Origin of the sequence: Dakarella massiliensis (assembly GCF_001182045.1) — a bacterium.
Lineage (GTDB): Bacteria > Pseudomonadota > Gammaproteobacteria > Burkholderiales > Burkholderiaceae_F > Mesosutterella > Mesosutterella massiliensis.
On record NZ_CVTY01000004.1, the window covers coordinates 264,836 to 277,080 of the forward strand.

Annotated in this window: 11 protein-coding genes; 6 read left to right on the forward strand and 5 right to left on the reverse strand. The window is 58.7% G+C overall.

Going from position 1 to position 12,245, the window contains the following annotated elements:
• Positions 1 to 48 precede the first annotated feature (48 nt).
• From lpxB to BN1936_RS01360, 4 genes are read left to right on the forward strand one after another with little or no spacing between them, the layout of a single operon-like run.
• Positions 49 to 1,251, forward strand: coding sequence for a lipid-A-disaccharide synthase (gene lpxB / locus BN1936_RS01345; RefSeq protein ID WP_049686449.1), 1,203 nt, complete (start codon positions 49 to 51; stop codon positions 1,249 to 1,251).
• Positions 1,248 to 1,907 (forward strand): ribonuclease HII, encoded by a 660-nt coding sequence (rnhB, locus tag BN1936_RS01350; protein WP_049686450.1) that lies wholly within the window; start codon positions 1,248 to 1,250, stop codon positions 1,905 to 1,907. The genes lpxB and rnhB overlap by 4 nt, the downstream gene beginning before the upstream one ends.
• A gap of 16 nt (positions 1,908 to 1,923) precedes the next feature.
• Positions 1,924 to 2,748, forward strand: coding sequence for a TrmH family RNA methyltransferase (locus tag BN1936_RS01355; protein ID WP_049686451.1), 825 nt, complete (start codon positions 1,924 to 1,926; stop codon positions 2,746 to 2,748).
• A 38-nt stretch (positions 2,749 to 2,786) separates the two neighbouring features.
• Complete coding sequence (locus BN1936_RS01360; protein ID WP_022443021.1) at positions 2,787 to 3,020, forward strand: hypothetical protein; 234 nt, start codon at positions 2,787 to 2,789, stop codon at positions 3,018 to 3,020.
• Between the two features lie 112 nt (positions 3,021 to 3,132).
• On the opposite strand, the gene BN1936_RS01365 is transcribed toward BN1936_RS01360, so the two are convergent.
• The 4 genes from BN1936_RS01365 to BN1936_RS01380 all read right to left on the reverse strand — a co-directional run bounded on the left by BN1936_RS01365 (position 3,133) and on the right by BN1936_RS01380 (position 6,356).
• Positions 3,133 to 3,861, reverse strand: coding sequence for an amino acid ABC transporter ATP-binding protein (locus tag BN1936_RS01365; protein WP_049686505.1), 729 nt, complete (start codon positions 3,859 to 3,861; stop codon positions 3,133 to 3,135).
• A 55-nt stretch (positions 3,862 to 3,916) separates the two neighbouring features.
• Positions 3,917 to 4,594 carry an amino acid ABC transporter permease gene (locus BN1936_RS01370; protein ID WP_022443019.1) on the reverse strand — a complete coding sequence of 226 codons (678 nt, stop codon included), beginning with the start codon at positions 4,592 to 4,594 and terminating at the stop codon, positions 3,917 to 3,919.
• An 11-nt stretch (positions 4,595 to 4,605) separates the two neighbouring features.
• Positions 4,606 to 5,325, reverse strand: coding sequence for an amino acid ABC transporter permease (locus tag BN1936_RS01375; RefSeq protein WP_049686506.1), 720 nt, complete (start codon positions 5,323 to 5,325; stop codon positions 4,606 to 4,608).
• A 146-nt stretch (positions 5,326 to 5,471) separates the two neighbouring features.
• Positions 5,472 to 6,356: a transporter substrate-binding domain-containing protein gene (locus BN1936_RS01380; protein WP_022443017.1), complete on the reverse strand. Its 885-nt coding sequence runs from the start codon at positions 6,354 to 6,356 to the stop codon at positions 5,472 to 5,474.
• A 382-nt stretch (positions 6,357 to 6,738) separates the two neighbouring features.
• Here BN1936_RS01380 and BN1936_RS01385 point away from each other — a divergent pair, with 382 nt between their 5' ends.
• Positions 6,739 to 8,031 (forward strand): exonuclease SbcCD subunit D C-terminal domain-containing protein, encoded by a 1,293-nt coding sequence (locus tag BN1936_RS01385; protein WP_049686452.1) that lies wholly within the window; start codon positions 6,739 to 6,741, stop codon positions 8,029 to 8,031.
• A complete protein-coding gene (locus tag BN1936_RS01390; RefSeq protein WP_049686453.1) occupies positions 8,028 to 11,507 on the forward strand; it encodes an SbcC/MukB-like Walker B domain-containing protein in 3,480 nt (1,159 codons plus the stop codon). Before BN1936_RS01385 ends, BN1936_RS01390 begins: the two co-directional genes overlap by 4 nt.
• Positions 11,508 to 11,573: 66 nt before the next feature.
• On the opposite strand, the gene BN1936_RS01395 is transcribed toward BN1936_RS01390, so the two are convergent.
• Positions 11,574 to 12,119, reverse strand: a complete 546-nt coding sequence (locus BN1936_RS01395; protein ID WP_049686454.1) for a hypothetical protein — start codon at positions 12,117 to 12,119, stop codon at positions 11,574 to 11,576.
• Between the last annotated feature and the right edge of the window lie 126 nt (positions 12,120 to 12,245).

Here is a 12,245-nt window from a genome sequence, read left to right on the forward strand (position 1 = left end):
AAAGAGCCGGCCTCTGGGAGGCCGGTTTTTTTATCGTTGGAAAGATTTATGGAAAAACGAAGCGAAGAGACAGCAGCCGCGGCTCGGCCTGTGCCGGATGAGGCGCACAGAAACGGGGTGATGTGGCTCGCCGGTGAGGCAAGCGGTGACGCGCTCGCGTCGCTGGTGATCCCTCCGGTGAAACGCGCGATGGGCGGCGCGCTGCAGTTTGGCATTGGCGGCGAAAAGATGCGGGCCGCGGGGCTCAGTGTCTGGCACAACGCGTCCGTGCTTTCCGTCCGCGGCTATGTGGAAGTGCTGAAGAAGCTGCCGCAGCTTCTTATGCTTCGCCGCGATGTGATCCGTACTGTCAGCGCGGTGCGGCCGAAGGTGTTTATCGGTGTTGACGCGCCGGACTTCAATCTCGCGATTGAAGAGAAACTTCGCAAATCCGGAATCCGCACGGTGCATTTCGTGAGCCCCTCAATCTGGGCCTGGCGCCCGGAGCGGATTCACGCGATCAAGCGTTCAGTGGATCACATGCTGCTGGTTTTTCCGTTTGAAAAAGCGATTTATGACGCGGCAGGCATTCCTTCCACCTATATCGGATACCCAATGGCGGAAGGGATCCCGATGAAACCGGATACACTCGGAGCCCGTCAGCGACTGGGGCTTGAGCCGAGAGGCCCGGTGTTCGCTGTGCTTCTCGGATCCCGCTATGACGAGATACGGTGGAACGCGCCGGTATTCTTTGAAACCGCGCGCGAGGTGCTGAAGGCGGAACCGCATTCGATGTTCCTTATCCCGGCTTCTGACGATGCCCGCAGGACGCAGATCGTGCAGGCGTTAGGCGGATTCCGTGAGGTGGCCGAGCACGTGATTCTGTTCTCAGGACGGAGCCACGATGTGCTGGAAGCCTGTGACGCGGCGATGATCGCGTCAGGCACTGCGACGCTTGAAGCCGCGCTCTATAAAAAGCCGATGATTGTGGGTTACAAGATGCCGGCGCTTTCCTCTCTCATTATCCAGAGCAAGGGGAACACGTCCTTCGTGAGTCTGCCGAATATTCTTGAGCAGAAGCGTGTTGTGCCTGAATTCCTGCAGTACTTCGCTGAGCCGCAGTACATGGCGGCGTCCCTTCTCGATCAGCTGAATCCCGCTAGGCGTGAGTATCTTGAAGAAGTCTTTACGGCACTGCATCAGAGTCTCCTCCGGGATACGGCGACGCTTGCCTCACAGGCGATTCTCGACACCATCAGGGGCGCGGCATGAGAAAAGCGAAGGACACAGTGACGCTCCCTCTTTTCCCGATTGAGGACTATGCCTCGGAAATCATCGCGGGAATTGATGAGGCGGGCCGCGGGCCGCTCTGCGGAAACGTTGTCGCGGCAGCTGTGATTCTTGACCCGGAGCGGCCGATTGAAGGACTGAGAGACTCGAAGAAACTGAGCGAGGCGCGCCGCGAGGAGCTGGCTCCGGTGATCCGCGAGCGGGCGCTCGCCTGGGGAGTCGGTGAGGCAACGCCTGAGGAAATTGATCGTCTGAATATCCTTCAGGCGACGTTCCTCGCGATGCAGCGGGCGCTCGAGGGGCTGACGGGCGGAATCCGTCCGACTCTCGTGCTCGTTGACGGGAATCGCCTCCCGAAACTTGAGATCCGGGCAGAAGCCGTTGTTAAGGGGGATGACCGGGTGCAGGCGATTTCCGCTGCGTCCATTCTCGCGAAGACCTCGAGGGATGCCGAGCTTCGTCGGCTCGACGCGCTTTACCCGGAGTACGGTTTTGCCCGCCATAAGGGCTACGGTACGGCGGCTCATATTGAGGCGATCCGGAAGTTCGGTCTGATTCCGGGGGTTTATCGGAAGAGCTTCGAGCCCGTGCGTACGATGACCGGCTGGAGCCGGGAAGCGATGGAAAGAAAAGAGTAGGAGAGAGAGGAAAGAGATGTTCGCGATCGACATTACGTCCGCGTCTAACGACCGGTTCAAGACCTGGAAAAAGGTAAGCGCGTCGCCACGCGCGATCCGCAAGGAAGGCTTCACGCTCGCTGAGGGTCTGCACCTCGCCATGGCAGCCCGGGATGCCTGGGTGCCGGTACGCGCTGTCATCCTGAGGGCCGGACGGCGTGATGCCGAGACGGACGATCTCGCGCAGGCAATTGCCGATGAGAGCACTGTTCAGGGCGTACAGACGAAAGTGTTTTTCCTCGATGACCAGCTCTTTGAGGAGATTTCTCCCGTCGAGCATGGGGCCGGCATCATGATTGAGATTGATCTCCCGGCAAAACCTGAGGCGGATGACAGAATCCGGAGGAGCGATGTGCTGTATCTCGACGGAGTTCAGGATGCCGGAAACGCCGGCACGCTCATCCGGACCGCCGTCGCGTCCGGTGTCCGGGTGATCGCGGCGAGCCGCAAAACGGCTTCTCTCTGGGCCCCGAAGGTGATGCGGAGTGCCATGGGCGCTCACTTCGGCGCGGTGATTCTGGAAGGCATTGAACCCTCTGAGGCGAAGACGCTTTTCGAAGGCCGGTTCCTTGCTGCGGACGCCAGGGGCGGGCACGACATCTATGCCGAGCAAGGCTGGGAAAAGGGGCCCACTGTCTGGATGATGGGGGCCGAGGGTCCGGGGCTCTCTGATGCTGCGCTTGAAGTTGCTGACGAGCGCCTTTATATTCCTATTGAATCCGAGACTGAGAGCCTCAATGTCGCTGCCGCCGCTGCTGTCTGTCTTTTTGAGCAGCGCCGCCGCAGGCTTCATGTCCGCTGAAAGATTTCTGCATTTTTATCCCGGGGAAAGATAAAAAGATGTTCGACTTCAAAAATTACCGCAATCCGGCGCTTTTCTTTATCGAGGAAATTGTGCTGGTGGTTCTCTTCTTTGCTCTCGTGATTGAGAAGCCTCTGATGAATGCTCTGATCATGACCGGCATTTCGGAGGGCTTTTCCGCCGTTCTGGTCGGTGTCGTGGGTTTCGTGATTCTCTGGCTGATGGAGCGGGTCTGGAAGCGGTATGGTCCGATCAAGACGAATAAGTCCTGAACTTCATAATTAAACAGTTTTTGATTAATTTATTTATCAAGGGCTGTTTTCCAGAGTAAGAAAAGGGCCGCGATTCTTCGGAATCGCGGCCCTTCATTTTGATGAAGCCGGATCAGTGGCTCAGAATCTTCGAGAGGAAGTGCTGAGTACGCTCGGACTTCGGATGTTCGAAGAACTCGTCCTTCGGGGAGTCTTCCAGAATCTCGCCGCCTTCGACAAAGATCACGCGGTCAGCCACTTTGCGGGCAAAGCCCATTTCGTGCGTCACCACCATCATGGTCATGCCTTCCTGCGCGAGCTCAACCATCACGTCAAGCACTTCGTTAATCATTTCCGGGTCGAGAGCCGAAGTCGGTTCGTCGAACAGCATGCAGATCGGGTCCATCGCGAGCGCCCGGGCGATTGCCACACGCTGCTGCTGACCGCCGGAAAGCTGTCCCGGATACTTTTCCGCCTGCTTCAGAAGACCGACTCGGTCGAGAAGAGCAAGACCTTTCTTCGTCGCTTCTTCGCGGTTTCGCTTGAGCACCTTCATCTGCGCGAGAACAAGATTCTCGCGGATCGAGAGGTGCGGGAAGAGCTCGAAATGCTGGAAAACCATGCCGACATGGCTGCGGAGCCGCGTGAGGTTCGTCTTCGGATTCGTCACTTCGACGCCGTTCACGAGAATGGTGCCCTGCTGCACAGGTTCAAGGCCGTTCACCGTTTTGATGAGCGTGGATTTGCCGGAACCGGACGGACCGCAGACCACGACAACCTCTCCCTTCCTGACGCTGGTAGAGCAGTTTTTAAGGACCTGGAAGCTGCCGTACCACTTCGAGACATTGCGGATGTCGATCATGGGAGCTTCGTTTTCATTAACTGTCATGAGAAATTCTTCCTGGAAGAAAAGGGTCTTAGCGGATAATTGCGAGCTTCTTCTGCATCTGCTTCACGCCCGTGGAAAGGGTGAAGGAGACCACAAAGTAGCATACCGCAGCAAAGCAATACATGAGGGTAAGCTGGCTGTCGCGCTGGGCGATCTTGGAGACAGCACCCATGAAGTCGGTGGCCGAAAGCACGTAGACGAGGGAAGTGTCCTGGAAGAGCACGATCGTCTGAGTGAGAAGCACCGGGCCCATGTTGCGGAAAGCCTGCGGCAGAATCACGTAGCGCATCGTCTGGCCGAAGGAGAGACCGAGAGCGGAGCTCGCGTAGAGCTGGCCGCGGGAAATCGACTGGATGCCGGCGCGGATGATTTCCGCGTAGTAAGCCGCCTCAAAAAGGATGAAGGTGATGAGAGCGGTCTTTTCGGGTCCAACCGGAACCGGAATCGGTGCCCCCGTGAACCAGGCAATAAAAACCGGCACGAGGAAGAAGAACCAGAAGAGGATCAGCACGAGCGGCACCGCGCGCATCAGGTTGATATAACCCGAGCAGAGGAGCGAGAGCACGCGGCTCTTGGCCATCTTGCCAAGCGCGAGGAAGGTGCCGAGGATAATGGCGCCGATCGCGGAGGTGGCAGTGAGCTCAAAGGTATAGGCAGCCCCCTGAAGCAGGAAGGAGGTCGAACCGGTAATTGAAGAGAAATCCATGGCGTGGCTCCTTATCTGCGGATGAGGCCGGGGATGGCGACCGCTTTTTCAAGCGTTGTCATCGAGCGGTTGATCACGAGGGAAATGATGATGTAGACCACTGTCGCGAAGCAGAACGCGGCGAAGAACTGGAAGGTCATTTCACCCATTTCGTGCGACCGCAGCGTAAGGTCAGCGAGACCGATCGTGAGCGAGGTCGCGGTGTTCTTCATGAGGTTCATGGCTTCGGAGTTAAGCGGCGGCAGCGTGATACGGAACGCGAGCGGCAGAAGCACATAGCGGTAAGCCTGCGGGGTCGAAAGACCCAGCGCGTAGGCGGCGAAAAGCTGGCCGCGCGGAATCGTCTTAATGCCGGATTTGACGTTCTCAGCCACACGGACGGAGGTGAAAAGACCGAGACCGATCCAGGCGCAGAAGAATTCCCCATAGAGAGGATCCGTGCTGATCATCCACGCCTTCAGCGGCGGGATGAATTCCGGCACCACGAAGAACCAGAGGAAGAGCTGAACGAGGAGAGGGACGTTACGGAAGAGTTCGACCCAGGCTTCGCCGATGAAGTTAAGAGCGCGGTTCGGAACCGTGCGGATGATGCCCACAAGCGTTCCGACCACGAGGGCGAGCAGCCCGGCGGAAAAGGTGAGGGCGAGGGTGATTCCGGCGCCCCCCAGCATGTACTGCCACCAGGGAGTGTCCGAAAGGTCGCTGATCGCAAAAAGCGTCGACCAATCCATTTCAAATCCCATATCGTCATTCCCCAAATTAAATAAGGTGTTTGGTGTTGCCTGCCCGCTGATGTTTCTGAAAAATACGGAAAGCGAGGATCCTCAGCAGGGCGGGAGGATCCTCACTTTTTTCAAAGAACTGCTGTCAGAACCGATCAGATGCCGTTGGAGTTCGGATGCGCGAAGGCAGCCTTCGTCGGAGCGTTCATCGGGAAGTTCAGGTTGACGTTATGCGGAGCAATCGGCTTCGTGAACCAGGTGTCATACAGCTTCTTCATCTGGCCGGACTTGATCATGCCGGTAACCGTGGCGTCAACCAGAGCCTTGAACTGCGGATCCTTGCGGAGCATCGGAGCGTAGGGCTCTTCCGAGATGGTCTCGTTCAGGAGCGTGTAAGCGGCCGGGGTCTGGGAGTTCGCGATCTGGCCGGCAAGCAGAATGTCGTCCATCACGTTGGCAACGACGCGATTCTGGGCGAGCAGCTGGAAGGCTTCGGCGTGATCCTTAGCGGGAACCACACGGGTATTGATGCCTTTCTTGCGGAGATCCTTCAGCAGCGTGACAGAGGTCGTGCCGGCGGTGGTCGAAACGTTCTTGTTATTCAGGTCCTTGAAGGACTTGATGCCGGAATTCTTCTTCACGGCAGCAGTAACGCCCACAGCAAAGTACGTGGTACCGAAGTCGACGAGCTTCTGACGCTCCTTCGAATTCGTGGTAGAGCCGCACTCAACGTCATAGGTGCCGTTCAGGAGCAGCGGAATGCGGTTGCCGGAGGTAATCGGCTGCCACTTGATCGTCAGCTTGCGGCCGACCTTCTTTTCAACAGCGGCGGCGATGTTCTTGCAGATTTCGTTGCCGTAGCCGATCGACTTGCCCTTGGCGTCGAGGTAGGAGAACGGAACGGACGCGTCGCGGTAGCCGATCGTGAAGATGCCGGTATCCTTCGCCTTCTTCAGGGTGCCGTCGAGCGCAGGGGCAGCGAAGGCGGAACAGGCGATTGAGGCGCCGAGGACGGCGAGCAGAACATGAGAAACTTTCATTTAAGACTCCCTCTTGATTAAGTCTGATTGGCTTTTTAGCCGAAGCCCCTTTTTCCGGTGGCCTTTGCTTTCTATTACGCAAACGGCGTGCCAGTTTTTTAATCTCGGGGTATTTTCCGCGCAACTGAATGAAAATACGGATGAAATTAAAAACGCTTAGGTTGTTCTACTTATCGATATTTTACAGTTAATTCTACAGGAAAAATATTGTTTGCGCCATTACAGTGCAAAATTGCACCAAATTGATGCAGACGTGTGCTCCGGAATGGTGAATCCGGAGCGGGGTACCCGCTGCGGTTTCGTGTTAGGCTCATCGTCGATTTCAAACAATTCAAGCGGTCGGCAAGCTGCTCCGCTCCCCCTTGGGGCAGGACCGCGACATATGGACAGTACGGAAGTGGTTCGGATTCTTCATACATCAGACTGGCACCTCGGCAAGGAAGTCATCCGTGAAAGCACGATCGATATGGATCGCAAGATGCTGGAGTGGATCCTCGGTCTCTGCCGGGAGCGTTCAGTCGACTGCCTTCTAATATCAGGCGACGTTTTTGATGTCGCGATGCCATCCAACGAGGCACAGCGTCTCTATTACAGTTTCCTCTCGAGGCTGCTTGAGGCTGGCTGCCGCCGTGTGGTGGTGACGCCGGGGAATCACGATTCCGCCAACTTCCTTCGCGCGCCGGCTGCCATGCTCTCTCAGCTTGGCATCGTGGTGCCCGGACCTGACCCCGAGAGCGAAGCCGTTGTGATCCGGGATGACTCCGGAGTCCCGATGCTGGGAATCGGCGCCGTGCCGTTCCTTCGGGAGAGCGAAGTGCGGCTGAGTCTCGAAGGCATGACAGACGGTGAACGCTGGGCGCTTTATGAAAAGGGCGTCCGGGCGCACTATGCCCGCGTCCGCGAGGCGCTTGACGCGCGGCTCGCCGGGGCTGCGGTGCCCCGCGTGGCCATGGGGCACTTCTTCGCGCTCGGAACCTCCATCACGCCGGATCCGGAAACCGGTGAGGTCCCGCAGACAGTCGGCACGCTCGGCGCGATTTCGCCGGATGTGGTGGGAGATGGCTGGGACTATGTGGCGCTTGGCCACATCCATCGGGCGCAGACTGTCGGACGGGAAAATATCCGCTACAGCGGCTCTCCGCAGCCGCTTTCCTTCCGCGAGGTGAAAAACGAGAACCAGGTCGTGCTCGTGACACTGGAAGAAGGGAAGGCTCCTGACATTGAACCGGTATACGTTCCGAGATTTCAGCCGATGGAGCGGCTCGAGGGCGATGTGGACGGGATCTGCGCCGCTATGGAACGCGTGGCGCGCGAAGAGCCCGGAGCCTGGATTGAAGCGAACTATACGGGGGTGACTGAGCAGCCCGATCTGACGGAGAAGCTCCAGGAACTTGCCCTCGCCCGGGGGCTTAAGCTCCTCGCGGTCCGCAATCAGGCCGCTTTCCGCTATGCGCTCTCAAAAACCGCGTTATCGCAGTCTCTGGAAGAGATGGAGCCTGAGGATGTTTTCCGTCAGCTGCTCACGGAGTGCCATAAGGAAGAGGCGGCCAGAAAGCGCCTCATGGAAACCTTCGAAGAGGCGCTTGCCATTGTTCGCGTGAATGAGGCCGGTAAGGACAGGGATGAGGACTCCTCTCCGTCTGATGTGAAGAACGGACCGGAGGCTGCAGCATGAAGATTCAGACAATTGCTTTTGAGAATATCAATTCACTTGCCGGGAAGTGGAAGATCGACTTCACGGTGCCGGCCTATCAGGATGGAATATTTCTGATCACCGGACGAACCGGTGCAGGGAAGACCTCTATTTTTGACGCTGTGACGCTCGCGCTCTACGGCAAAACCGCGCGTCAGAAGAGTGACCGGTCTACCGCTGAGCAGAAGAAAACGGATGACTGCCCCTATATGACGAAGGGCACCCGGGTCTGCTGGGCTGAGGCTGTGTTTGAATCCCGCGGCCGGCTTTGGAAATCCAGCTACCGCGTGACGCGTTCTTCCAAGAAAGGCACGCTCCAGAAAACAGGCGAGCTCGCTGAACTGGTGAATGGCGAGTGGGTGCCGCGCACGGATAAGCTCGATGAGTGGCGGGAAAAGACCGCGGAAGCGATCGGTCTCCGGTTCCAGGAGTTCCTCCGCTGCGTGCTTCTTGCCCAGGGGAGCTTCGCTGAGTTCCTGCGGGCGAAGGGCGATGACCGGGCGGTGATTCTTGAGGGAATCACGGGAACTGAAATTTATAAAGACATCTCCCGCCAGGTGCACGCCGAAAAGCGTGCCCGCGAGAAGGCGCTTGAGGAAGCCGAGGCTCAGGTGCAGGGGATCCGGCTTCTCAGCGCCGAGGATCTGAAGGCTCTGCGTGTGCGTCTCGCCGGGTTTGAAGAACGCGAGGAGGTCGCCGAAAAGGAAGCCGCGAGGCTTGATGAGGCGCTCAGCTGGCTTCATAAGAAGGCCGATCTCACGCATGAGCACGAGGAGTCGAATAAGTCTCTGGAAGATGCCCGTGAGGCCGACAAGCGTTTTGCGGAAAACCGTCAGAGACTTGATCTCGCCCGGAAGGCGCGGGAGTTTGAGCCTCAGCTCGCGGCGATCAAGGGAAATAACGACGCGCTCAGCGAAACGCTGCAGAAACTGAAGAGCTATCAGGAGAGCGCGAAGGCGAAGACGCTGCTTCTTGAAGAGCTGAGCGCCCGGGCGACCGAGGCGGAGCAGCGGGTTTCTGAAGCCCGTGCGGCATCTGAGCAGCTTGAAGCGGTTGCGCCCCGTGTTCAGGCGCTGGATGAAGAGCGTGCTGTCCTGAAGGAGAAGCGCGACGCGGCTTCTGCCGCTGTACAGAAAGCGCTCGGCATCAAGACTGGGCGCGAGGAGGAGCTCTCCCGGCTCGCCTCTGACCTGAAGCGGTCGGAAGCGGATGCGGAGGCCGCGGCCCTTCGCGTGGAAAAAACCGAGAAGGACGATGTGCTGCTGGAAAGCTTCTCCGGAATGCGTGAGCAGTCCCGCCAGGTGCGTCTCGCCGACGAGCGCCTTGAAGCCGCTCATTCTGAACTCATCCGGGCATCCGCGTCTCTCGCGTCCGCGTCAAACGCGGTGTGTGAAGCTGACAGACAGGCGGAAAAAGGCCGCGCTCAGCTGCAGACGCTCCGCGGGAAAGCCGCTCAGGCGAAACTCCTCTCGGATGCTGCCCGGGGCGGTCTCACGCAGTCCGGGCAGATTGCCGCGCTGATAGCTCTTGATGAGCAGATTGCTCTCACGAAACTTCTCGACGTGGCACAGAAAGAGATTGAACGCGTTTCGGTGCTGCAGGATAAAGCGGCAGCCGAGCTTACCGAAGCGGAGCGGGTCAGCCGCGAGAGCGATCAGAGGGCGGTACAGGCGAAGCGCTCAGGTATCGAAATGGCGGTGAACTTCGCCCGCATTGCCGGTGAGAAAGCGGAGAAACTCCGGGCTCTGAAGCATGACCGTATTCCATATCTCTCGGGGCTCCGTGCCACCCGCGAAGCGAACCTCAAGCGGCTCGGAATGGCAGATCCTAACCTCCTGAAGGAATTCCTCGCGGACCGCGTGGCACTCCTCAGACGCCTTACCGAAGCCCGTGAAGCGATTCAGAACTGGTCGAGAAAGACCGAGAACACGGCTAAGGGCGCTCAGGAAGCGGCAGCGGCGGCTGAAGAGGCTGCGGAAGCCTATGCCGGGTTCCAGGCGCAGCTCGCAGTCGCGAGGAGCCAGGAAGCCGCGGCTAAGGGCCGTACAGAGGCTGCTGAAAAGACAGTCGCCGATGAAAAGGAAACGAGCGCTTCTGTGAGAAACGCCTGGCTCGATCTGGTCCGCCCGTTTGGTTTCGGTGAAGGGGCGCTCTCTGTTGAAGAAACGATGAACCGGCTTTCCGAGCGTCGGAAAGCACGTTCCTCTGCCCTTAAGGATCGTGACGCGGCAGAAAAGGCTGCCGTAACACAGCGCGCTCTGATCGCAAAGGCTGAAGAGGAACGCGTAAAGGCCGCGGAAGCTGCTGAGGCGGCCGGCACCGCGCTTAAGGCTGCGTCCGAAGCTTTTGAAGCGAAAACCGCTGAGCGCCATGAACTCTTCGGCACAGCGGTAGTGTTTGAGGAACGCCGGTCGATCCAGGCGCAGCTTGACAAAGCGGCGGCCGCGAAGACCGCAGTTCAGCAGAAGATTGAAGAGGCCAGCGAACAGAAGCATAAGGCTGAAGCCTGGATTGAGCAGTGCGAAAAGCAGGCCGAGGAAGAGCGCCAGAATTCAAAAACTCTTGAGACGAATCTCGATATCTCGATTCACGGTTCCTTTAAGACACGTGAGGAATTCCTCCGCGCCCGCCGTGAGCCCGATGTCATTGCTGAGTGGGAGAAAGAGTCGCTTGAGGTTCAGAGCGCCCTGAAAGCGGCGGAATCCCGCGTTAAACACGCCGAGAAGGCTCTTCAGGAGCATCTGATGAAGAGTGTCACGGCGGAAGCCCAGGAAGCGGTCCAGGCGAAGCGTGAGGCGGTTCAGGCGCAGCTCCTTGAAGCGGTCAGAGGCGCGACGCAGGCTGAGACTGAACTGAAGGCGGATGAGGAAAGCCGCCGGCAGTCTGACAACGCCCGCCGGGTCGCGGCGGCAGCCCGGGCGGAGTTTGACCGCTGGAATGAGCTGAACGATCTGATCGGAAGTGAGGATGGGGCGAAGTTTGTCCGTTTCGCTCAGGCGCTGACATTCAGGCGGCTGCTTCATTTCGCGAATGAGGAACTGGGGCAGCTCTCGCGCCGCTACGTGCTGGAACCGGCAGCGGGTGATCCGCTTGACTTCCAGGTGGTTGATAACTCGCTTAACTGCCTCAGCCGTTCAGCGACCAATCTCTCCGGCGGTGAGTCGTTCCTTGTGAGCCTTGCCCTTGCGCTCGGTCTCTCCCGGATGAGCAGCGGAGGATCCCGCCAGTCGCTTCAGGTCGATACGGTGTTCCTGGATGAAGGCTTTGGAACGCTGGATCTTGAGATGCTGGAGCGGGCGCTCTTCGCCCTTTCCGAACTCCGGAACCAGGGGAAACTTGTCGGCGTGATTTCCCATATCGAGGAGGTTGGGCAGAAGATCCCCGTGCGGATCGAAGTGAAGTCCGGCTCCGCGGGGGGCCTGAATCAGATCGAAGGACCGGGCGTTACCCGGGGCTGAAGCGGGAACTCATGAAACAGAAAAAGCTTTCAGGTGTCAGGCCTGAAAGCTTTTTTCTTACCCGGCCTAGCGGCGGTGAGGCGGGGGAGGCGGAGGAGGCGGCGGACGGAATCTCGGTCCGGGGCCCATATACATCGGTCCCCAGCCCCAACCCCAGCCGCCCCAGCCCATGTCCATCATGAGCTGTTCATTCTCGAGCTGGGCCGCACGCTCAGCCTCGCGTCTCGCCCGCTCCTGGGCATTTTTCAGCGCGACCCGGAGGTCTGTCTCCAGCCCCGGCGCGTCCTTCGGCCGGGTGAAAGAGAAACGGAATACCTGATTCTTGCCCGATGTCATCGAGCACATATCGAGAGGCGACGCGGTCGAGACCTTTGCTCCCGACTCCCAGATAAAGTCGTAGCCGTATGGCAGACGGTAGCAGCCAGGCGATGTGGCGTAACGCGCGAGAGAATCCGGATCCACGGAAACGCTGAAAGGCGTTGTGCCGAGAACGGAACCATTGCCGGAAGTCCGGACGACAGCGCCTTCGGGATCGGAGGCAAACTGCAGGGTCGCCGACGAGCATCCGCTCAGAATCAGAGCGGCAAGTATCGCAGCAGGCAGAGTCTTCATTCGCGGGCACTCCTGAAGAATGGTTGACCGGAACCGCAGCAGGGTGTTTGCACCAACCGCTGCAGAAAAAAGCCGCAGTCGCAGTGACCGCGGCTCGACTCCTAATCTATCGCAAAAAAGGTTCTG

Excerpts from the sequence above, each read along its gene's own strand:
- BN1936_RS01355 (WP_049686451.1), top strand. The coding sequence starts at position 1,924 with ATGTTCGCGATCGACATTACGTCCGCGTCTAACGACCGGTTCAAGACC.
- BN1936_RS01385 (WP_049686452.1), top strand. The coding sequence starts at position 6,739 with ATGGACAGTACGGAAGTGGTTCGGATTCTTCATACATCAGACTGGCAC.
- BN1936_RS01370 (WP_022443019.1), bottom strand. The coding sequence starts at position 4,594 with ATGGATTTCTCTTCAATTACCGGTTCGACCTCCTTCCTGCTTCAGGGG.
- BN1936_RS01395 (WP_049686454.1), bottom strand. The coding sequence starts at position 12,119 with ATGAAGACTCTGCCTGCTGCGATACTTGCCGCTCTGATTCTGAGCGGA.
- BN1936_RS01365 (WP_049686505.1), bottom strand. The coding sequence starts at position 3,861 with ATGATCGACATCCGCAATGTCTCGAAGTGGTACGGCAGCTTCCAGGTC.
- BN1936_RS01375 (WP_049686506.1), bottom strand. The coding sequence starts at position 5,325 with ATGGATTGGTCGACGCTTTTTGCGATCAGCGACCTTTCGGACACTCCC.
- BN1936_RS01390 (WP_049686453.1), top strand. The coding sequence starts at position 8,028 with ATGAAGATTCAGACAATTGCTTTTGAGAATATCAATTCACTTGCCGGG.
- rnhB (WP_049686450.1), top strand. The coding sequence starts at position 1,248 with ATGAGAAAAGCGAAGGACACAGTGACGCTCCCTCTTTTCCCGATTGAG.
- BN1936_RS01360 (WP_022443021.1), top strand. The coding sequence starts at position 2,787 with ATGTTCGACTTCAAAAATTACCGCAATCCGGCGCTTTTCTTTATCGAG.
- BN1936_RS01380 (WP_022443017.1), bottom strand. The coding sequence starts at position 6,356 with ATGAAAGTTTCTCATGTTCTGCTCGCCGTCCTCGGCGCCTCAATCGCC.
- lpxB (WP_049686449.1), top strand. The coding sequence starts at position 49 with ATGGAAAAACGAAGCGAAGAGACAGCAGCCGCGGCTCGGCCTGTGCCG.